Genomic DNA, 21,460 nt, shown 5'->3' on the forward strand with positions numbered 1-21,460 from the left:
ACCCTGAATGCGGGCAGGCGTGAACCTGCCCGAGTGTTTTTACTTTTGACCCCAGACCAGCTGGTAGTGGTAGCGTCCGGCGCTAAGTAGGAATTCCGGCGAAACCGAAGGACTCCACGAGTCATCGCCGCCGACGCCCATATGGAAACCATCAATATTGAGCCAGGTTCCAGCTTCCGGCTGTAGCAGATGGCGGTGGCTGGTCTCCATCAACTGTTTCTGACCATAGCGGCTGATGTTGAACAGGAAATCACCACGCCAGCAGTGCGGGCCGTATTTGAGTTCACGGGTTCCACAGCGCAGACCATTTTCAGTCGGGAAAACATACGGGGTATACATCTCCTCCAGCGACAGATCCCAGCGGTCAAAGCAGGCAGCGGAAAGCCTGTCCGGATAGTTTTCATGTGGCCCTAATCCCAGCCAGCTAACCCGCTCAGCCACCTGCGAGAGCTGACAGCTCAGACCGATACGTGCCGGGTGAGGCGTGCCGCTGGCAACGTCAACGTCGACCTCTATTCGCATCTCGCTGTTGCCGTCGATACGGTACGTTTTACGGCTGACGAACAGCGTTTCCCCCTGATACTGCCAGGCATGTGCGGTGGTTATCTGTACTGCATTGGCCAGTGCGTCGGCATCGCATTGCAGCAATGTGGCTTCAGCCTGGTAGTGACCGGCGACCTTCCAGCGCTCCACCCAGGCGTTAGGATCAATGCGGGTTGACTCGCTCACGCCGATGTCGTTATCCAACGGCGCGCGCGTAAACTGGTCAATAAGCGGCGTCAACAGTTGTGCTTCTTCGCCAATCCAGTACTGCGTCAATACGCCCTGCTGGCGGCTAAACTCCCAACGCTTCTCGTTCACTGTGATGCTGAATGTGCTCTCGCTGGCATCGAGCTTTGGCGCGTGGTTGGCGGGCTGCGGCAGCTGCGTACAGAGTTTCTCGTCGAGCTTCCATTGTTGCCAGGCGCAAATATGTCCGGCCTGCGACCATGCGGTTGCTTGAGGCTGTTCAACGCGAACGGTCAGCCACAGCTGGCCTGCGGTTTCCGGTTTCGGGAAGTCAGGTAGCGCGATGACCTGACGCCCCTGCGGCGGGATATCCAGCGTCACCACGCCTGAAGCCAGTGGATTACCATCCAGCGCCAGCGACCAGTGCAGAACCTCGTTATCACTGTGGCGGAACAGGTATTCGCTGGTGACTTCAATCTTACGTTCGGCCCCCGGCAGCAGCGCAAACTGGAAAAATTGCTGTTCATGTTTGGCTTCATACAATGCCGGATGCGGCGTGCGATCGGCAAATACCAGGCCATTCATGCAGAACTGGCGATCGTTAGGCGTGTCGCCAAAATCACCGCCATACGCAGACCACGGCTTGCCATCAGCATCGTGTTTGATAAGCGACTGATCCACCCAGTCCCAAACGAAGCCCCCCTGCAGACGCGGATACTGGCGGAATGCCTGCCAGTATTTGGCGAAGCCGCCGAAACTGTTACCCATCGCGTGAGCATATTCGCAGAGGATCAGCGGGCGCTGCTCTCCGGGTAGCGACAGCCACTTTTTGATTGACCATTTCGGCACGGCAGGAAAAGGCTGATCCTGATCGACGCGGGCGTACATCGGGCAAATAATATCGGTGGCGGCAGTGTTGGCTCCGCCGCCTTCATACTGCACCGGGCGGGACGGATCTTCTGATTTCAACCAACGATACAGCGCGTCATGATTTATACCGTGACCCGATTCGTTACCCAATGACCAGATAATAATGCTCGGATGGTTGCGATCGCGCTGCACCATCCGCGTCACGCGCTGGCTCATGGCGGGCAGCCAGTCGGGATCGTCGGTCAGGCGATTCATCGGCACCATTCCGTGAGTTTCGATGTTGGCTTCATCCACCACATACAGGCCATAGCGATCGCACAATGTGTACCACATCGGGTGGTTCGGGTAATGAGAGCAGCGCACGGCGTTAAAGTTGTTCTGCTTCATCAGGAGAATGTCCTGCACCATCGTCGCCTCGTCCATCACCTGACCGTTCTCCGGGTGATGTTCATGACGGTTGGTGCCGCGAATCAGCAATGGCTTGCCGTTCAACAGCAGCAGGCCGTTTTCAATGCTGACCTGACGGAAGCCAACGTCACAGGCTTCAGCTTCCAGCAGCGTACCGTCGGCGGTATGCAGTTGCACCACGGCACGATACAGATTCGGCGTCTCGGCGCTCCATAATGCTGGGTTTTCGACGTTCAGACGCAGGGTGATTCGGTCATGGTAAGCGCCGCGCTCATCAATGATGTCACTGCCTAATGGGGCGTTTTTTTCGCCGACTAACGTTTCGCCATCCCACAGCTGTACCGTCACGCGTAAATTATCGCGCAGCTCGCCCTTCACCCGGACTTCCGCTTCCAGAACCGCGCGGCTAAAGTCATCGTTGAAACGGGTGTTGATCCGCAGGTCGCTGATTTGCGTGGTGGGTTTATGCAGCAAAGCAACATCGCGGAAAATCCCGCTCATCCGCCACATGTCCTGGTCTTCCAGATAGCTACCATCGCTCCAGCGCAGCACCATGACCGCCAGACGGTTTTCGCCACTGTGCAAATAATCGCTAAGATCAAATTCAGACGGCAGGCGGCTGTCCTGCCCATAGCCCACCCAGCGCCCGTTGCACCACAGATGGAACGCGGAATTCACACCATCAAAGATAATTCGCGTTTGTCCTTCCTGAAGCCAGGCCTCGTCAATACAAAATGTGAGCGAGTAACAGCCAGTAGGATTGTCAGTCGGTACAAATGGCGGGTTAACCGGAATGGGATAGGTGACGTTGGTATAAATCGGTGCATCATAACCGTCCATCTGCCAGTTGGACGGTACGTTGATGGTATCCGCCTGCGGCAGATCGCTTGTCAGCCAACTTTCCGGCACCGCTTCAGGCGAGGCAAACCAGGCAAATTGCCACTGTCCGTTCAGACTGAATTTCTGCGCAGATTTCCGATTAGCGCGAGCGTCATCAGCATTTTGCCAACCGTAAAAAGGAGGGTGCGCCTCCAGGCGGTTGAGTTGCGTTACGCCTGGGTTTTCCCAGTCGCGTCGAGCCAGCACCGCGACGAGTGAATCTGTATTCAGGGACATATCTGTATCCTTATAGAAATTGTTATCCGCTCACAATTTAAATCAAAATAGGCGTATAACGTTATTTCTGTAAAGGATGAGATGAGCAATGAGTGAACTCACTCACACAATTTTACCCGTTCATATTTTGGGCGATAGCTGGGAAATCTGACGAGCAAGCTGAATCAGTGAATCGGCGAGGACCTCAGGGGAGGTCGTGTGGTTGTTGGGAGGCCGAACGGTTTTACGTTGAATCAATGACACGGGCAGTAGCTGGTTGTTAGTCGCGGGTTCTCCGCCAGAGAGTTGCAGCAGTTTGTCTACACTCGTTTTGCCGAGCAGCGAAAAATCCTGCCTGATGGTCGTCAGCGGTGGGATATAGCAGGCGCTATCCTCAGTATCGTCATAACCAATAACGGAAATGTCGCTCGCCACGCGTAGACCAAATTCGCTAATCGCCCGCATCGCGCCCAGCGCCATCTGATCGTTAGCCACCAGTATGGCGGAGGGGATCGTCCCGTCATTAAGCATTTGCTGAGTTTGCTGAAAACCGGACATCGCGCTCCAGTCGCCTTCTGTTTCAGCAACCGGCTGTAGCTGATAGTGCGCCAGATATTTATGCCAGCCTGCGAGTCTCAGCCGCGCGGAAACCGAAGAATGCGGCCCGGCCAGTAGCGCAATGCGCTGATGCCCATGCTCTACCAGATGTTCAACACCCAGACGCGCGCCGTCATCGTGAGAAAAAATAATGCTGTTAATGGGGGACTGGTCGGAAACGTCGAGAAAGAGTACCGGCACGTTGCCGCAGCTTGCCGCCACCGCAATAGCGTCATTTTCATCGAGCGGATAGTTAACGATCAAACCGGTTACCCGTTGCGTCAGCAGGTTATGTACCGCCGCTTTGCAGGCTTCAACACCGTTGCGCTCCACCATGGCAATCACGACGCTGGCGCCTGATCTGTCGGCGCGAGATTTGATGGCCGCGACAATCTGTGACGGCGCGTGCAGCGCAAGGTTGGCAGTCGCTACGCCAATAAGCGGCGTCTGTTTTCCCGCCAGCTGCTGCGCAACGCGATTGGGAATGTAATTCAGCTCCGCCATCGCGGCTTCAACTTTTTCACGGGTTTTAGCGGAAACATGGTCAGCCTGATTCACCACACGGGAAACGGTCTGGTAGGAGACCCCCGCGTGATCTGCGACATCGTATAGCGTTACCTGTTTCACATTCATCACCCTGATTTTACTGTTGTCTGCACGCTATGATGCCATACTCCACCAGGCTTTCACTATGTCGCTGGCGAGTGAATTGCATGATACATAGGGGTTTCTATAGACCTTCTGGCAACCTCAATGCTGCGCTCCGCAGCATTTTTTATATTTACGCCCGCTGCCGCACGGACAAGGGTCGTTGCGGGTAGCCGATTTCGGCTGCTGCTGCGCCTCTTTCGCCAGCCACTGCATAATCGCCGGAAGCGGATAGCCACTGTCCAGAAGCTGCCGCCAGACGTTCATATAAGGCGTCACGTGCTTGAAAAAGTGCTTATAGCCCGCGCACAGATAGTTGTGGCCAGGACGCCCGCTCGGCGAAACGGCAAAACGGTGCTTCGGACAGCCGCCATGGCAGGCAAAGCGGAACTCGCAGCTGCGGCAATCCGCCGTCAGCGTCTCTTTTTTGGCCTGACCAAAGGCGATGGCCTGTTCGCTATTGTTTAACTCACGAATGCTCTGCTGGTGAATATTACCCAGCTTATGTTCTGGATAAACAAAGTGATCGCAGTTATACAAATCGCCGTTCGATTCCAGCGCGAAAGCATGTCCGCAGGTTTGGGAATGCACGCACAGTACCGGCGGCTGACCGGTCCACGCCGCTAATGCAACGTCAAACATCTGCACGTAGACGCTATCGACGTCGCGTCGTACCCAGATATCGAAAATTTGGTTCAGGAATTCACCGAACTGCCAGGAGGGCACCGTCCAGGGCGCGAGCCTTGCCGCGCTCTCTCCCGGCAGCACCAGCTGCAGCGGCGACGAGGCGTCGCTGCTCATGCGCTCGACCAGCGGAATAAACTGCATATAGCGTGAGCCCGCCGCCAGCAGGAAGTCATAGACCTCTCGGGCGTGATCGACGTTATGCTTGCCGACCACCGTCAGGGTGTTGAACTCGACGTTATGCGCCTTCAGCAGCGCCATTGCCTCAACGACCTTATCGTGAGTTCCCTTTCCGGCGCGGTTGACGCGGTACTGGTTATGCAGATGCGCAGGGCCGTCTATCGACAAGCCCACCAGAAAACGCTGCTCGGCAAAAAATTGCGCCCACTCATCGTCCACCAGCACGCCGTTGGTTTGCAGGGCATGATCGATCTTTTTGCCGTTGGCGTACTTACCACAAAGCTCAACGACGCGGCGAAAGAACGGCAGCCCCATCATCGTCGGCTCCCCGCCTTGCCAGGCAAAGGTCACCGCATCGCCAGACTGGGCCTCGATATGCTGGCGAATATAGTTTTCCAGTGTCTCGTCGGACATGCGCCAGTTTTTATTGCGTTCTGGATAAAGCGCTTCTTTTTCCAGATAAAAGCAGTAGGTGCAATCGATGTTACACACCGAGCCGCTTGGTTTTGCCATCACGTGGCAGCCATTGATCATGCTGATTTTCCCTGATTCGATGGCCCGGTATACTCTGCCATTAGTTATTCTCGACAACGTACTGATAGCAGCTGGCTATATGGCGGGCGATGGTGTATTCCACCAGCTCGCCACGATCGTTAAAGCCCAGACGGGTCTTCACCAACAGCGGCTCCCCTGCGGCAACCTGCAAAATATCGCAGTCCTGCGCGGTGGGCAGCTCGGCGGTAATCGTATCTTTATAGCCTTCGATGTTCTCGCCGCGCAGCTCCAGCGCGCTGTACAACCCTTCTTTAAACGCTTCTAACGTCAATTCGCCCAGACGCGGCGTTAGCCAGATGTAGTTTACCTGCGCGGGGAGTTCATTTTGCCGATAAATCGTGCGGGTGAGACGCTGAATTTTCTGCTCCGCCGGGAGAGCGAATACCTGCGCCACGTCCGGCGGCGGCAAAAGATGTTCCAGTGTCAGATTATGTCGCGAAATAGAGTGCTGCTGCTGGCCGTCGACCAGCCGGATGCGGGTCTTTACTCCCTGTTTCTCGGAGGTGCTGATGACCATCGTGCCGATACCGGCCTGGCGTTTTACCAGCCCTTTGGCAGCCAGTTCAGCCAGCGCGCGCCGCGCCGTAATGCGGCTGACGCCAAAAAGCTCTTCAAACTCGGCTTCGGTAGGCAGGACATCATTCTTCTTGTAGGCCCCACTTCTCAGCTTCTCGAGCAGAATGTCGTAAAGCTGAGCGTATAAAGGCTTCGCACCGCGAGAATAGTCCAGTTCTTCTTTCATTAACTTGGCACTCCTGTTCCCCGGCCGCAGCCGGGGCTACCCCTTAATCAAGTCGCATTTCTAGCGCCATCTTATAGTACACGCTCTGATGCTGCTCCTCTGGAACATCGTTCTGCACGAAAGCCCACAAATTTTCCCTATCCCATGTTGGCTGGCAGGATGACTGAAGCTTCTCTGCGAGCGCATGCTGACCGCTACCTTCCAAATGCTGCAGCAGCGCAAACAGGCCGTAGCGCACCTGCGGCGCAAAGGCGGCCAGCTCCGGCAGCAGATGCGGATCCAGCCCCAGCAGCGGACTTTGCGCATCATCCAGACCATAGCGCGCGTACAGCTCAGCGGGCGCATCGTTTTCCTGCATCATGCGAATCATCTGCTCCACTAGCCGCCGCGCGACCTGTTCATCACGGCACTGGGTTTGCTGCGTCGGGTCGGACTCTAAGTCATACAAACGATGACCAAAGCGATCGGCGCCGCGGGTCATCACCGACTCGGCGGGGATTTTCATCACCGGGCAGCCTTTGGTAAAGCTAAATGGCGGATGCAGCGTCGTCTCCCGCAGCTCCTGCGGCGTAAAACGGCGATTAATGCGCGTCGGCATCAGCGTGTATTCGTACAGGCCATCGATGCCTTGTTCAATGGGCGAGCGCATATAAATATAGCGACCATCGGTAATATTGATATGGCAGCCGTGATAGCCAAACAGGGCATAGTCACGCACTGGCGTATCGTCGCACAGCGCGGGAAGCAGCGACATGCCCTGCATATCCGCCGGTTTATCCAGACCGAAGCAGTCCAGCAGCGTCGCCGGGATATCAATTGTTTGCGCCAGCGCCTGGCGGGATTCGCCCGCACCGCCGTACTGCGGGTGCCAGATAAATAAAGGAATATTCGCCACTTCGTTATACAGCGGCATGATATTTTTTCCCCACCACTCGTGCTCACCGAGCAGAAAACCGTGGTCGGTATTGACGATCAGCATCGTATCACGCCACAGGTCGTAGCGATCCATATGATCCAGCACCTTGCCAACATACGCATCGACCATGGTTAACAGCGCCATATAATACTTCTGGATCATGCTCTTACGTTCTGCGCTTTCGGTAACAAAGTAGTACGGCGGCCAGCCGTCGAACTGCGAAGGATCGTCAATGCCGTACATCTTCAGGTACTTTTCCGGCACGAAAAACGGCTCATGCGGATCGAAACACTCCAGTTGTAAAAACCAGTTATCGCTGGCGTGGTTGGTATCAATAAACTCCAGCCCTTTGCCGATCGTCCGCGCCAGATGATGATCTTCTTCGTTGTGCATAAACTGCACGTTGATCTGATGCTGTACCCGGCTGGCGATCTTCCGCTGTTTGATCTCCTCCGGCTCGCCGGATTCGTAGCGATATTCTGGCTTATCAACGACGCCTTTCCAGGCGTCGCCCTCCTGACCACGCACAAATTCGTAGGTGCTGTAGCGCGAATGATAGGTCGCCCCGCCGTCGCGCCAGTAGTGCTTGTGGTCCGTCACCAGATGAGTGTGAATGCCGTTTTTCTTCAGCAGCTCCGGAACCGAATCATCGAACGGCTCGATCGGCGACCAGCCGCGGTGTAAAAAATTATAGCGTCCGGTATGCAGTTCCCGGCGGGCGGGCATACAGGGCATGCTGCCGACGTAGCCGTTATCGAAACGGACCGTGCGTTCCTTCAGACGCTGAAAATTCGGCGTAATCGCCCGATCGCTGCCGTAGGCCGACAGCAGGCGCTTATTCAGCGAATCAAACATCAACATAATCGCTTTCATGCTTTACTCCTTAATCCTTCCTTCACGCCGTTTCTTTATCGTAACCGCGCATTTTGCCAACGATGTAAGTCAGTACAAAAGCCGCGGCGCAGCCGACCAGCCAGGAAATGATGTACTGCAAATATTTACCGTCAGCGATGAGCGGCAGCGCGGATAGCCCGGCTGCGCCAACGCCGTTGGTCGAGACGCCCAGCAGCACCACCATCATTCCGCCAAAACCGGCACCGATGGAGCCGGTAATAAAGGCGAATCCGGCCGGAATATTGACGCCGAAAATGGTGGGTTCGCCTACTGCCAGAATGGAGGTTGGGATTGCGCCTCTGGCGATTTTCTTCATCACCGGATCGCGGGTCAGCAGCAGTACCGCCGTCGCCGCCCCGACCATTCCGGCATTGGACATGATCTGGATGGCGAACAGCGGCGCGTGTCCGGTGGCGTTGATCATCTCCAGGTGAATAGGGAACAAGCCGTGGTGCAGGCCGAGCGAAATCAAGAACGGGAACAGCGCCGAGAGCACAAAGCCCGCTGCGATGCCGCCGGTAGAAAGCAGGCCGTTCAGCCCATGCAGAATGCCGTTAGAAACCACGCCCGCCACGGGCATAATCACCAGCAGCAGCGCCGCAGCCATCACCACCAGCACGATAGTCGGCGTCACCACCACATCCACAATATCCGGCACAAAGCGCCGAACCTGTTTTTCCAGCAGGCACATTAGCCAGGCGCAGAGAATGACGCCAATCAGCCCGCCCTGCCCCGGGATCAGCCCCAGCGCGGTAATCTGCGGCACAATAGTGATCGCCCCCAGCAGGCCTCCCATCACCGCGTTGCCGTCAAACTCCTTCGCCGCCGTCACCCCGGTATAGATGGCGAGGAAACCGAACAGCGCCTTCGAGACGATATCGAGAAACTGGCTCACGCCCAGCATGTGCCGCTGGTCGAGTACTACCTGAGTCGGCGACAGATCCCCCAGCGCCGCGACGTGATGCGCCAGCGCCCAGGAAGCAGCGGAGTTGACCAGCACGTTGTTAATGCCCATCAGGATACCGGCCGCAATCAGCGACGGTAGAATTGGTACAAAGATATTGGCGATATGTTTGAGGATAACTTTAGTGCGGGTCTGCTTTTTCGCTTTCTCCCGCGCGAGCTTTGCTTTTTGCTCTACGCTGCTGAGCGGCGCGTCACCCGCAGGCTGGTCTTTCAGCAGCGCGTTAATCACATTCGCAACTTTGGTCGATTTCCCCGGCCCGACGATCACCTGCAAGGTATCGTCCTCCACTATGCCGAGCACGCCGTCGATACTTTTGAGCGCGGCGATATCCACCTGTGATTGCTCACCGATGGTCATTCGGACGCGGGTCATACAGTTGGTGACATGCAGCAAATTCGACAGGCCACCGCAGTGCTTCACAATCGCATTTCCCACCTGGTTGTAGTCCATACAGAGGTTCCTTTATTATTTTGGCGGCAATTGTTATAACAATATAATGTTATCATGTTTGTGAGGGCGATCATAAAGGCGAATTAACGATCGTTTTTGGCGGGGGAATAATGAGAACAGGAGGCCGAAGCCTCCCACAGTTTGATTTATAGCGTGTGCCGCATTTTGTCGGGTGGCGGCTAGCGCCTTACCCGACGGTAGCTACGGGTTCACCATCGTCTGCGAGCCGGGTAATTCTACATTACCCCTGACGCAGGTTCTGCGCGGCTTTGACCATGTTGGCCAGCGCGGCACGGGTTTCCGGCCAGCCGCGGGTTTTCAGGCCGCAGTCCGGGTTCACCCACAGGCGCTCTGCTGGGATACGCTGCTCCGCTTTCTTCAGCAGGGCTTCAATCCACTCCACGCTTGGGACGTTCGGCGAGTGAATATCGTAGACGCCCGGCCCGATTTCGTTCGGATAGTCGAACTCTTCGAACGACTCCAGCAGCTCCATGTCGGAACGCGAGGTCTCGATGGTGATGACGTCGGCATCCAGCGCGGCAATGGAATCCATAATGTCGTTAAACTCGCAATAACACATATGGGTGTGGATCTGGGTGTCATCCTGCGCCACGGCGGCGTTGATGCGGAAAGCCTCGACGCCCCACGCCAGGTACGCATCCCAGTCGCTACGCTTCAGCGGCAGACCTTCGCGCAGCGCCGGTTCGTCAATCTGAATGATGCCGATACCGGCCGCTTCCAGATCCACCACTTCGTCACGCAGCGCCAGCGCAATCTGCTTAGCAATGGTTTCACGGGTCACGTCTTCGCGCGGGAATGACCAGCAAAGAATGGTCACCGGACCGGTCAGCATTCCTTTTACCGGTTTGTCGGTCAGCGACTGGGCGTATTTTGCCCACTCAACGGTGATCGCTTGCGGGCGGCTAACATCGCCGATCACTACTGGCGGTTTAACGCAGCGGGAGCCGTAGCTTTGCACCCAGCCGTTCTGGGTGAAGATAAAACCGTCCAGGTGTTCACCGAAATATTCCACCATGTCGTTACGTTCGGCTTCACCGTGCACCAGCACGTCCAGCCCCAGGCGCTCCTGCTCCACAATCGCCTGCTTGATGTGCTCTGCTATGCCGGTACGATAGTTATTCGCATCGAGATTGCCCTTTTTGAAGTCCAGACGCAGGCCGCGAATTTCCGTGGTTTGCGGGAAAGAGCCGATGGTGGTGGTCGGCCAGGCCGGGAGCTTAAAGCGCGCCCGCTGCGCTTCGGCACGCACTTCATAGACGCTTGCGCGCTGGCTGTCCTCGGTGGTAATCGCCGCCAGGCGTTTTTCGACCGCCGTGTTATGCACGCGAGTCGAGTGACGACGGGCCTGAATCGGCGCGCTCCATTCGGTAATTGCGGCAGTATCACCGCTGTTCAGGGCATCACGCAGCAGCGCCAGCTCGGCGCATTTTTGCAAGGCGAAGGCAAACCAGCTCTTCACTTCCGCATCCAGACGAGTTTCCACGCTCAGGTCGATCGGGCTGTGCAGCAGAGAGCAGGAAGAAGCCACCCACAGATCGCGTTTACCGACGATGTCTTTAATCTGTGCGTATTTCTCGGTGAGATCGGCGCGCCAAACGTTGCGACCGTTGATCAGCCCCGCAGAGAGCAGCCAGTCGGCAGGCAGACGTTGATGCAGCTCTGCTACGTCATCTTTACCGTGAACAAAATCAACGTGCAGACCCTGCACCGGCAGCGCGGTGATGGTCTCAAGGTTCGCCGTAATGCCTTCAAAATAGGTGGTCAGCAGCAGCTTAACCTGGCCTCTAAGCGCCTCATAAGCCGGTTGGAAGGCCGCCAGCCATTCCTGCGGCAGCTCGAGCACCAGCGCTGGTTCATCAATCTGTACCCACTCAATGCCGCGTTTTGCCAGCTCAGCCAGCACCTGCTGGTAGACCGGCAGAATATCGTTCAGCAGGCTCAGGCGGTCGAACTGCTCGCCTTTCACCTTACCGAGCCACAGGTAAGTGACTGGCCCCAGCAGAACGGGTTTGACCTTGTGGCCCAGCGCCAACGCTTCGTCCACTTCATCCAGCAGCTGAGTCCAGGTCAGTTTGAACTGCTGGCCCTTCACGAATTCCGGCACCATGTAGTGGTAGTTGGTGTTAAACCATTTGGTCATTTCCGCTGCGGCAGCCGGTTCACCGGTCGGTGCGCGACCTCGGCCAATGCGGAACAGGGTATCAATATCGACGGAACCGTCTTTGTTCTGATGACGAGCCGGCACGTTGCCGAGCAGCAGGCTGGTGGTCAGAACATGGTCGTACCAGGCGAAATCACCCACCGGCAGCAGATCAACGCCTGCCTGCTTCTGCTGATCCCAATGGCGAGCACGCAGCTCACGCCCAACCGCCAGCAGTTCTTCACGGGAGCTATTGCCCGCCCAGTAGCTCTCTTGCGCTTTTTTCAGCTCGCGACGCAGGCCAACGCGAGGGAAACCGAGGGTGTGATTCAGGATTGTCATGTTATGCCCCTTATGGAATTTTTTGTATTTAGCCATCCAGATGTTTACACATCCATAATTGGCAGTTACTGTATATTCCTCAAGCGCAAATTATTCATGCCGAAGTGAAGGACTTTCATGATCGAAATTAAACACCTGAAAACGCTCCAGGCGTTGCGGAATAGCGGTTCTCTGGCAGGCGCGGCAGCGGCCCTGCACCAGACCCAATCCGCCTTGTCCCACCAGTTCAGCGATCTGGAACAGCGCCTTGGCTTTCGTCTATTTGTGCGTAAAAGCCAGCCGCTGCGCTTTACCCCACAGGGAGAGATTCTGCTACAGCTAGCCAATCAGGTACTGCCGCAAATTAGCCGCGCCTTGCAGGATTGCAATGAGCCGCAGCAAACCCGTCTGCGTATCGCCATCGAATGCCATAGCTGTATTCAATGGCTCACCCCGGCTCTGGAGAATTTCCGCGCCCGCTGGCCGCATGTGGAAGTGGATTTTCAGTCCGGAGTCACCTTTGACCCGCAGCCAGGGTTGCAGCAGGGTGAGCTGGATCTGGTGATGACCTCTGATATTCTGCCGCGCAGCGGTCTGCACTATTCACCGATGTTTGATTTTGAAGTGCGTCTGGTGTTGGCGCCGGATCATCCGCTGGCGGCAAAAACGCGGATTGCGCCTGAGGATTTAGCCACCGAGCTGCTGCTGATTTACCCGGTGCAGCGCGCGCGCCTGGATATCTGGCGTCACTTTTTACAGCCTGCAGGGATCAGCCCGCAGCTGAAGAGCGTCGACAATACGTTGCTGTTAATTCAGATGGTGGCCGCACGGATGGGTATCGCTGCCCTGCCGCACTGGGTAGTAGAAAACTTTGAACGCCAGGGCCTGGTGGTGACCAAAACCCTGGGCGAGGGACTGTGGAGCCGGCTGTACGCCGCAGTGCGCGATGGCGAGCAGCGGCAGCCGGCCACCGAGGCGTTTATTCGCTCAGCGCGGAACCACGCTTGCGACCACTTACCGTTTGTGAGGAGTGCGGAGCGACCCAACGCCGATGGACCCACAGCGAGGCCAGGATCACCAGAGCTCCAATAATAAAGCTCGGCCAGCGGGGCTGCTCCTGCCAGATGGCAAGGTTCACCAGCAGCCCGGCGGGCACGTGCATATTGTTCATGATGCCGAGCGTACCAGCATCCACCTGGGTGGCGCCGTAGTTCCACATAAAATAGCCGATTCCCGACGCCGCCACGCCAAGAAAGACCAGAATGCCCCACTGTAGCGACGTTTCCGGCATTTTCTGCGCGTTACCCATCAGAGTCCAGGCAACTATCGCCACCAGAAACGCCCCGATATAGAACCAGGCGAAAGCGTTATGCTGCGGCATCGGGCGCGTTTCCATCAGGCGCTTATAGCCCACCATCCCGATAGCGAAGCTGATGTTGGAGAGCTGTACCAGGATCAGACCGGTCCAGAAATGGTTGGTCACCTGGTCATAACGAATAATTCCTGCGCCAATAACCGCCAGCAGCGCGCTGCAGGCATAGCCCCAGCGCAGGCGACGTCGGCTCATGAGATCGTAGATTAGGGTGATGTAGAGCGGCGTCAGAACGGTAAATAGCAGGAGCTCAGAGACCGTCAAATAGAGGTAGGCGTGGAAGCTCAACATATACATGATGCCAAGCTGCATCGCGCCCACCAGCATATACAAGCCAATAGTTGTCAGGCTTTGTCCACGCGTACGCAGGAAGGGTGAAAACACCAGCGCCGCCAGGCCAACGCGCGCCAGCACCGCGAAATAGCTATCGACATGACCCGCCAAATATTCGCCGTACAGGCTAAAGGAAAAGGCCCACAGAATGGTGGTGATAATCAGTAGCGCCACAATGAATGTCTCGTAGATTAAAGAACACTCATTGTAGCGAAGAGGTCAGTTGACAACTGCTCAATTATAGAGCAGTTGTCAATCTTTTTTAGTCGAGATACAGTTTACGCAGATAGTGCGGTACGGCGTCATCGGCGTTGCTGCCGATCACTTCCAGCTCAGGATGCAGGTCCTTCAGGCGCTGGTGCGCGTTAACCATAATGCAGCCCTTACCCGCCATCGACAGCATTTCCGCATCGTTCATGCCGTCGCCGAAGGCGATGCACTCTTTCAGGCTATAGCCGAGCATTTTCGCCACCGCTTCCAGCGCATGACCCTTCGATACGCCGCCTGCCATCACTTCCAGGCAGGTCACGGTAGAGAAACTCACGTTTACGCGGTCACCCCAGCGCGCGTTGATCGCCTGCTCCAGCGGCAGTAGCTGCTCATGCTTATCACAGGTGAAAAAGACCTTGCTGATCCCCTCAGGGTCCAGCTCGCCCGACTCATACAGCTTGTAGTTGAACACTGCCTCTTTGAAGAAACGCATCTCTTCAGGACGATGGCGGTTCATAAACCACTCATCTTCACGGTAAACGTTGGTCACAATCGCCGGATCGTTGCGCATCATCTCAAACAGGTCGGTGGCGATATCGCGGTCAAGGTTGTGAGCAAAGATCTGATTCCCTTCGCTATCGTGCACCCGCGCACCATTGGAGGTGATCATGTAGGATTTAATGCCGAGATTATCGCGAATTTGCCCAACATCAATGTAATGGCGGCCGGTCGCGAACACAAAGTTGATACCGCGTGCGGTAAGCAGCTTCAGCGTCTCTTTAGCGTAGGGAGTTAAGCAGTGATCGGGGGAAAGCAGCGTGCCATCTAAGTCAGACGCAACAACCTGGTACATAAAAATTTTAACCTCTAAGCAGGGCGACTAGCGTTTCGCCAGATTAATTATGTCGACGGAAAAAATCGACGATAGCATTCAGCGCGACTGAGCGCAGGGCGTCCTTTTCAAAAAGGATCTCATGGTATGCCCCTTCTATGACAAACGGCTTATTCCCTTCACAGGGATGACCGGCAGCGGCACGGAGTTCACAGTAGCGATCGTGCATACGGTTATCAACCACCCGCTCTTCTTCAGCCTGGAGCAACAAAGTTGGCGTGACGTCTTTTTCTACCCCAGCCAACACCTCTTCGCCCGCGAGGATCCCCTCACGCACCCAGTGGAACGTCGGCCCGCCGACCCGCAGCTGCGGGTCATCGGCATAAAAACGTAGGTTGCGACGATAACGTTGACGGCTATGCGTCAGCACGTTGACCGCATAGGGCAACGCCCGCCAGCGGCCGGTACCGATGGCATACTCTTCGCGAATGCGCTGATGGCCCTCAGCCCAATCGAGAATATGGCGCACCATCCAGTCAGGAAAACGCATGACAATCCCGAACATCGGCGCGCAGAGCGCTATCGCGTCACAATGCTGCTGGTGACGTTGCAAAAATAGCGTCGCAATAGCTCCGCCCATCGAGTGAGCCAGTATATACCGTTTCCGCCAGTGCCCCGGAACCACTTCCTGTTGCCAGAATGCGGCAAGATCATCAACGTAATCGCTGAAATTGACGACGTGTCCACGGTGGGTATCAGAAAGCATCCGTCCGGAACGACCCTGCCCGCGATGATCGATAATCATCACATCAAAACCGCAATGGAAGAGATCGTAAGCCAGCTCGGCATACTTAACGTAGCTTTCAATGCGACCCGGACAGATAACAATCACCCGGTCATTACTCTTGGCGCAGAAGCGAACAAAGCGCACCGGAACATTATCCACGCCCCTGAATTCCGCTTCTTCTCGCTGACGCCAGAAATCGGTCAGTGGCCCCATGGTAAAGGCCGCGAACGCGTTTTCTCGTGTTTCCCAGTCCTTTTGCTGCAAAAACATCGGGCTTACACCCCTGATAACCGCTGAAAATCGTTTTTTTATCGTGTATCACACAATGCTTACACAATAGCGTATTGTGGCATAAAAACAGACAATCAGGGAGTTTCTCATGACGTTCGAGTGGTGGTTTGCCTATCTGCTGACATCTATTATTCTCAGCCTGTCGCCGGGTTCCGGGGCAATTAATACCATGACCACCTCAATTAACCATGGCTATCACGGTGCGGCGGCCTCTATTGCTGGTCTACAGACCGGACTGGGCATTCATATCGTGCTGGTCGGCGTCGGTTTGGGTACGCTATTTTCCCGCTCGCTGTTAGCCTTTGAAATCCTCAAATGGGCGGGTGCTGCCTATCTTATCTGGCTTGGGATTCAGCAATGGCGGGCCGCGGGTTCAATCGATCTCAATACCCTGGCGAAAGCGCAAACTCGTGGGAAACTCTTTAAACGCGCGGTGTTCGTCAACCTGACCAACCCGAAAAGCATCGTGTTTCTCGCCGCGCTCTTCCCGCAGTTTATCGTGCCCAATCAGCCTCAGGTGATGCAGTACCTCGTACTCGGCACCACCACTATCGTGGTCGATATCATTGTGATGATTGGCTATGCGACGCTGGCCCAACGCATCGCGGCGTGGATTAAGGGGCCGAAACAGATGAAGGCGCTGAACAAGGTATTCGGCTCGCTGTTTATGCTGGTCGGGGCGCTGCTGGCTTCCGCCCGTCACGCCTGATGAATGGAATCACGCTCGCAATTTGAGGTTCACCTTGTGGACGCAGCAACATCGTCACTCGAGGGCGCACGCAAAGAGAGAAGATAATTCTTTTGCGTACTGTCGACCCCGCAGCGCCAATGGCAGAATGCCGCCTGATGCTCTTATTCATGGACGAAAACAATGGCGGAAGCGGCAACTCCACATGATGCGGTATTCAGAACCTTTCTCTCCCGCGTGGAAACCGCGCGGGACTTTATTGAGATCCACCTGCCGCCCTCGTTAATTCAGATTTGCAAACTGGATACGCTGCGCCTGGAATCAGGGAGCTTTATTGAAGACGACCTGCGGCCTTATTACAGCGATATACTCTATTCACTGGAGACCACCAGCGGTCAGGGCTACGTGCATGTCCTGATTGAACACCAAAGCTCGCCCGATAAACTGATGGCGTTTCGCTTGATGCGTTACGCCATCGCCGCCATGCAGAGGCATCTCGAGAATGGGCACAAGACGCTGCCGCTGGTGATCCCGATACTCTTTTATCAGGGACGGCGAAGCCCCTACCCCTGGTCCCTGAATTGGCTGGAAAGCTTTGCCGATCCGGATACTGCGCGTCAGCTTTACGCCAATGCCTTTCCGCTGGTGGATATCACCGTTATCCCCGACGACGAAATCATGCAGCACCGCAGCATGGCGGCCCTGACGCTGGTGCAAAAGCACATTCGCCAGCGTGAGATGGCTGAGCTTCTGGACAAGCTCACCAGCCTGCTGATGCTCGAACAGATGAGCAGACAACAAATTACCGTACTGATAAAATATATGACCCAGGCGGGAGAAGAGCAGGACGTTCGGCCGCTATTATATGAGCTGGCACAGCGGGTGCCGCAGCATGGAGAAGTACTGATGACTCTGGCAGAAAAGTGGCTCGAGGAAGGTATGCAGAAGGGCATCAAGGAAGGCATGAAGGAAGGCATAAAAAATGGCAAGCGCGCCGCCTTTATGGAAGTCGCAAAAGCAATGCTCAACCGGGGCATCGATGATACTGCGGTTATGGAAATGACCGGTCTCACACCTGACGATTTGCAGCAGCTCCGTCATTAATACCCGGCCCGCCCATAAACCCCTGGACGGGCCGCAGGAGACTTAGCGTGAAATAATCAAATGAATACCAAAACCGGCAAATAGCGTGCCGGCGAAGCCGTCGATCCACTTCGCCATCCGCTGATAGCCGCGGCGCATCCCCGGCAGGGCAAACAGGCTGGCGACTACCGTAAACCAGGCCAGCGTCTCCAGCACGATCAGCAGGAAAATGCCCCAGCGCGCGCTGGCGGTAACGTCGTCGCCAACAAACAGCGAGAACACAGAACCGAAGTAAATAATCGCTTTCGGGTTCGCCAGATTGGTGAGTAGCCCCTTCAGGAAACTGCGACCGCTACGCGCCAGCTCAACCTGTGGCTCCGCCGCCGCTACGTCGCTTTTCTTCAGCGCGCCGCGCAGCATCTGGAAGCCCATCCAGCATAGATACAGCCCGCCGCCGACCATGATAATGGTGTGCAGCCAGGCCATTTTCTCGATAATCAGGTTCAGGCCGAGCAGCGCTACGCCCGCCCACACCATCACGCCGCAGGTGATCCCCAGGACGCCCATCATCGCCTCTTTGCGGGAGCGGCTAACGGCGGTTTGTGAGACAAAGAAAAAATCCGGTCCCGGACTCATCAGCGCAATGATATGCACCAGCGCCACGGTGAAGAAGAGCGTCAACATGATTAACTCGCAGGAAAATAGTAAGGACGAAAACTATATTTGCACTTTTTCGTCTGGCTGACTACTCATCATCGCCATCCACGTGCGCACGGATCAGAGCCATAAACTCTTTACCAAAACGCTCAAGCTTACGCGTGCCGACGCCGTTCACGCTGAGCATCTCACCTGCGCTCAGCGGCGTTTGTTCGGCCATCTCAATCAGCGTCGCATCGTTAAACACGACATATGGGGGGATATTCTCTTCGTCGGCGATCGCTTTACGCAATTTGCGCAGCTTAGCGAACAGTTTGCGATCGTAATTACCGCCAAAGGATTTTTGCATCGCCTTCGGCTTCAGTGCCACAATGCGCGGTACGGCAAGCTGTAGCGTCACGTCGCCGCGCAGAACCGGGCGAGCAGCTTCGGTGAGCTGTAGCGCCGAGTGCTGGGCAATATTCTGCGTGACCAGGCCTAAATGGATAAGCTGGCGGATAACGCTGACCCAGTGCTCGTGACTCTGTTCGCGACCAATACCGTAGACCGGCAGCTTATCGTGCGCCATATCGCGAATACGCTGGTTGTTAGCGCCGCGCAGCACTTCCACCACGTAGCCCATACCAAAACGCTGATTGACGCGATAAATCGTCGACAGCGCCTTACGCGCATCCATTAAACCGTCGTACTGCTTCGGCGGATCGAGGCAGATATCGCAGTTTCCGCACGGCTCCTGACGCCCTTCGCCAAAGTAGTTGAGCAGCACCAGACGGCGGCAGGTTTGCGCTTCGGCAAACGCCCCCATCGCGTTCAGTTTATGACGCTCAATATCCTGCAACGGCCCGGCGGGCTTCTCTTCAAGGCAGCGCCTGAGCCACGCCATATCTGCCGGATCGTAAAACAGCATGGCTTCGGCAGGCAGGCCATCGCGCCCGGCGCGCCCGGTCTCCTGGTAATAGGATTCAATATTGCGGGGGATATCGAAATGCACCACAAAACGCACGTTCGGTTTGTTGATGCCCATGCCAAAGGCCACCGTCGCCACCACGATTTGCAGGTCATCGCGCTGGAATTTCTCCTGCACATCAGCACGAACCTGGTGTTCCAGGCCCGCATGATACGCAGCCGCACTAACGCCTCGGCTTTGCAGACGCGCGGCGGTATCTTCCACTTTCGAACGGCTATTGCAGTAGATGATTCCCGACTTGCCGCGCTGATCCTGCACGTAGCGCATCAGTTGATCCAGCGGCTTAAACTTTTCCATCAGCATATAGCGGATGTTAGGTCGATCGAAGCTGCTGACCTGAATCAGCGGGTCATTCAACCCCAGCAGACGGACGATATCGCGCCGGGTGGTATCATCGGCGGTGGCGGTGAGCGCCATAAACGGGATCTGCGGTATCCGCTGACGCAGTTGGCCGAGCGCAGCGTATTCCGGGCGGAAATCGTGGCCCCACTGGGAAATACAGTGGGCTTCATCAACCGCCAGCATCGACAGATTCCAGTGGCTGAGATGCTCAAGGAAGTTATCCAGCATCAGGCGTTCCGGGGCGATATACAGCAGACGAATTTGCCCGCTGCGACAGCCAGCCATCACTTCCTGCTGCTGCTCACGGCTCTGCGTTGAGTTCAGGCACGCCGCCGCCACGCCGTTGGCCAGTAGCTGATCGACCTGGTCCTTCATCAGTGAGATAAGCGGCGATACCACGACGGTCAGGCCGCCCAGCACCAGCGCCGGCACCTGATAACACAGCGACTTTCCGCCGCCGGTCGGCATCACCACCAGGCAATCGCGCCCTGCCAGCGCCGTATCGATAATGGTATCCTGGCCCGGGCGAAACTGCTGGTAGCCGAAGGTTTCTTGTAAAACCTGCTTAGCCAGCGATTCCTGATTTAATACTTCCGCCTGTGCCACGTTGACCCCATATGCCTGAAAAGAAAACAGGCGCTATTTTCAGCGCCTGAGAGCCAGAGTGCAACGATTAAAACAGATCGTTGAGCATCAGCCCGACGCCGACGCGGGTCTGGTTAAAGTTATAATCGATGAGCGACTCGCCATAACCGCTATAGACCTGAGTATAGACGCGCACATGTTTGGTGACCGGATAACTCACCCCAAGCTCAGCTCCGCCGTAACCGGTATTCCAGTTATATTGCCCCTGAGCGCTGAGAATCGCCTCGCCAAGTTGATAACCCACTTTCAGGCGGTAATAGCCCATATATTTGGTGATATCCGGGTTATCGTCAGTGCTGCCAATCACGTACCAGGGCTTCACCTCCACCAACCAGTTGCCGTTCTGCGCCATCAACCGGGTATAGAGACGGTTCCAGCTACGGGACGTGGGATCGGATCGGCCGTTGGAGTCGTGGTTGTAGCCCATTTCAACATCGCGTAGCGTCCAGCCAGCAAACGAATAGTCGGTCGCAAAACCGAGAAACAGCTGCGGCTCATAGTTGGTTTCGCGAAACGGCGCGGACTCCTTGCTGTTGGAGAGTTGCCACCAGGATTTCTGCGTATAAGAAGCGCCCAGCAGCGAGTTATCGCCGAGGATCCCCCGCCATAGCGGAAACGCCAGACTAAGCTGGAATTTCACCTCATCCTTACGCGCGTTCTCGGCCCAGTCGTAGCTGCGAATCGCTTCTTTATTGAGATCGCTGGTCCACGTATAGAGCAGATAGTTGCTCTCATAGGGATACAGCAGGAACGGATTATCATGGTCCTGTAACAGGTTGGCGATAATGCTCCCGCGAACGGCAGGGGTGTCATGAACCTGTTTATTTACAGGCGCGTCCTGCGCCAGAACGCCAGCCGGAAGCGCAGCAAGCGCCAGCAGGCAGGCCAAAGAGATACGCATTACTGTTCTCCTGGATGGATAATTATTATTTCTGTTTAACCCAGCCAGCATTCTACCTATTTATGCGTCTTCTGACCTGTTATCCGTTCTTAAAGTAGAAATCAATATTTTAGAAGCATAAAATCAACATTTCGT

General features: G+C 55.9%; 16 protein-coding genes. 3 read left to right on the forward strand and 13 right to left on the reverse strand.

Translation table 11 applies throughout. The annotated features are described in order from the left end of the window. Positions 1 to 39 precede the first annotated feature (39 nt). The 7 genes from AC07P6_RS29080 to metE form a co-directional block, all read right to left on the reverse strand. On the reverse strand, positions 40 to 3,123 hold the full coding sequence (locus AC07P6_RS29080; RefSeq protein ID WP_478315254.1) for a beta-galactosidase: 3,084 nt from the start codon (positions 3,121 to 3,123) through the stop codon (positions 40 to 42). Positions 3,124 to 3,243: 120 nt separating this feature from the next. Then, complete coding sequence (locus tag AC07P6_RS29085; RefSeq protein WP_434660790.1) at positions 3,244 to 4,326, reverse strand: LacI family DNA-binding transcriptional regulator; 1,083 nt, start codon at positions 4,324 to 4,326, stop codon at positions 3,244 to 3,246. A gap of 123 nt (positions 4,327 to 4,449) precedes the next feature. Further along, a complete protein-coding gene (locus AC07P6_RS29090) occupies positions 4,450 to 5,745 on the reverse strand; it encodes an anaerobic sulfatase maturase (protein WP_478315255.1) in 1,296 nt (431 codons plus the stop codon). Between the two features lie 40 nt (positions 5,746 to 5,785). Then, positions 5,786 to 6,508: a GntR family transcriptional regulator gene (locus AC07P6_RS29095; RefSeq protein WP_478315256.1), complete on the reverse strand. Its 723-nt coding sequence runs from the start codon at positions 6,506 to 6,508 to the stop codon at positions 5,786 to 5,788. Positions 6,509 to 6,551: 43 nt separating this feature from the next. Continuing rightward, entirely contained in the window at positions 6,552 to 8,297 is a 1,746-nt protein-coding gene (locus tag AC07P6_RS29100; RefSeq protein WP_478315257.1) for a sulfatase, read from the reverse strand. Between the two features lie 22 nt (positions 8,298 to 8,319). Continuing rightward, positions 8,320 to 9,735: a PTS transporter subunit EIIC gene (locus AC07P6_RS29105; protein WP_478315258.1), complete on the reverse strand. Its 1,416-nt coding sequence runs from the start codon at positions 9,733 to 9,735 to the stop codon at positions 8,320 to 8,322. 241 nt (positions 9,736 to 9,976) lie between these two features. After that, positions 9,977 to 12,238, reverse strand: a complete 2,262-nt coding sequence (gene metE / locus AC07P6_RS29110; protein ID WP_478315259.1) for a 5-methyltetrahydropteroyltriglutamate--homocysteine S-methyltransferase — start codon at positions 12,236 to 12,238, stop codon at positions 9,977 to 9,979. A 117-nt stretch (positions 12,239 to 12,355) separates the two neighbouring features. Here metE and metR point away from each other — a divergent pair, with 117 nt between their 5' ends. Continuing rightward, on the forward strand, positions 12,356 to 13,309 hold the full coding sequence (gene metR / locus AC07P6_RS29115; protein ID WP_181484131.1) for an HTH-type transcriptional regulator MetR: 954 nt from the start codon (positions 12,356 to 12,358) through the stop codon (positions 13,307 to 13,309). Here metR and AC07P6_RS29120 read toward each other — a convergent pair. From AC07P6_RS29120 to pldB, 3 genes are all read right to left on the reverse strand, one after another. Then, a complete protein-coding gene (locus AC07P6_RS29120) occupies positions 13,197 to 14,096 on the reverse strand; it encodes a carboxylate/amino acid/amine transporter (RefSeq protein ID WP_478315260.1) in 900 nt (299 codons plus the stop codon). The genes metR and AC07P6_RS29120 overlap by 113 nt on opposite strands. 88 nt (positions 14,097 to 14,184) lie before the next feature. Further along, positions 14,185 to 14,985, reverse strand: a complete 801-nt coding sequence (gene yigL, locus AC07P6_RS29125; protein ID WP_478315261.1) for a sugar/pyridoxal phosphate phosphatase YigL — start codon at positions 14,983 to 14,985, stop codon at positions 14,185 to 14,187. Between the two features lie 43 nt (positions 14,986 to 15,028). Next, positions 15,029 to 16,021 (reverse strand): lysophospholipase L2, encoded by a 993-nt coding sequence (gene pldB / locus AC07P6_RS29130; protein ID WP_110276854.1) that lies wholly within the window; start codon positions 16,019 to 16,021, stop codon positions 15,029 to 15,031. A gap of 109 nt (positions 16,022 to 16,130) precedes the next feature. On the opposite strand from pldB, the gene rhtB reads away from it, so the two are divergent. Both rhtB and AC07P6_RS29140 read left to right on the forward strand, forming a co-directional pair. Beyond that, the gene (rhtB, locus tag AC07P6_RS29135) at positions 16,131 to 16,751 is read left to right on the forward strand and encodes a homoserine/homoserine lactone efflux protein (RefSeq protein ID WP_478315262.1); all 621 of its coding nucleotides are present in this window, start codon (positions 16,131 to 16,133) and stop codon (positions 16,749 to 16,751) included. A gap of 162 nt (positions 16,752 to 16,913) precedes the next feature. Next, the gene (locus tag AC07P6_RS29140) at positions 16,914 to 17,834 is read left to right on the forward strand and encodes an Rpn family recombination-promoting nuclease/putative transposase (RefSeq protein WP_478315263.1); all 921 of its coding nucleotides are present in this window, start codon (positions 16,914 to 16,916) and stop codon (positions 17,832 to 17,834) included. A 42-nt stretch (positions 17,835 to 17,876) separates the two neighbouring features. On the opposite strand, the gene rhtC is transcribed toward AC07P6_RS29140, so the two are convergent. From rhtC to pldA, 3 genes are all read right to left on the reverse strand, one after another. Beyond that, a complete protein-coding gene (gene rhtC, locus AC07P6_RS29145) occupies positions 17,877 to 18,497 on the reverse strand; it encodes a threonine export protein RhtC (RefSeq protein WP_304255000.1) in 621 nt (206 codons plus the stop codon). Positions 18,498 to 18,558: 61 nt separating this feature from the next. After that, positions 18,559 to 20,385, reverse strand: coding sequence for an ATP-dependent DNA helicase RecQ (gene recQ / locus AC07P6_RS29150; protein ID WP_478315264.1), 1,827 nt, complete (start codon positions 20,383 to 20,385; stop codon positions 18,559 to 18,561). Between the two features lie 67 nt (positions 20,386 to 20,452). Next, positions 20,453 to 21,325 carry a phospholipase A gene (pldA, locus tag AC07P6_RS29155; RefSeq protein WP_478315265.1) on the reverse strand — a complete coding sequence of 291 codons (873 nt, stop codon included), beginning with the start codon at positions 21,323 to 21,325 and terminating at the stop codon, positions 20,453 to 20,455. Between the last annotated feature and the right edge of the window lie 135 nt (positions 21,326 to 21,460).

The sequence above is a fragment of the Klebsiella sp. GFKo11 genome, assembly GCF_056490265.1.

Bases quoted from the DNA above. Each gene is read 5' to 3' on its own strand.
- AC07P6_RS29080 (WP_478315254.1), bottom strand. From the start codon at position 3,123: ATGTCCCTGAATACAGATTCACTCGTCGCGGTGCTGGCTCGACGCGAC.
- AC07P6_RS29090 (WP_478315255.1), bottom strand. From the start codon at position 5,745: ATGATCAATGGCTGCCACGTGATGGCAAAACCAAGCGGCTCGGTGTGT.
- AC07P6_RS29095 (WP_478315256.1), bottom strand. From the start codon at position 6,508: ATGAAAGAAGAACTGGACTATTCTCGCGGTGCGAAGCCTTTATACGCT.
- AC07P6_RS29100 (WP_478315257.1), bottom strand. From the start codon at position 8,297: ATGAAAGCGATTATGTTGATGTTTGATTCGCTGAATAAGCGCCTGCTG.
- AC07P6_RS29105 (WP_478315258.1), bottom strand. From the start codon at position 9,735: ATGGACTACAACCAGGTGGGAAATGCGATTGTGAAGCACTGCGGTGGC.
- metE (WP_478315259.1), bottom strand. From the start codon at position 12,238: ATGACAATCCTGAATCACACCCTCGGTTTCCCTCGCGTTGGCCTGCGT.
- metR (WP_181484131.1), top strand. From the start codon at position 12,356: ATGATCGAAATTAAACACCTGAAAACGCTCCAGGCGTTGCGGAATAGC.
- yigL (WP_478315261.1), bottom strand. From the start codon at position 14,985: ATGTACCAGGTTGTTGCGTCTGACTTAGATGGCACGCTGCTTTCCCCC.
- pldB (WP_110276854.1), bottom strand. From the start codon at position 16,021: ATGTTTTTGCAGCAAAAGGACTGGGAAACACGAGAAAACGCGTTCGCG.
- rhtB (WP_478315262.1), top strand. From the start codon at position 16,131: ATGACGTTCGAGTGGTGGTTTGCCTATCTGCTGACATCTATTATTCTC.
- AC07P6_RS29140 (WP_478315263.1), top strand. From the start codon at position 16,914: ATGGCGGAAGCGGCAACTCCACATGATGCGGTATTCAGAACCTTTCTC.
- rhtC (WP_304255000.1), bottom strand. From the start codon at position 18,497: ATGTTGACGCTCTTCTTCACCGTGGCGCTGGTGCATATCATTGCGCTG.
- pldA (WP_478315265.1), bottom strand. From the start codon at position 21,325: ATGCGTATCTCTTTGGCCTGCCTGCTGGCGCTTGCTGCGCTTCCGGCT.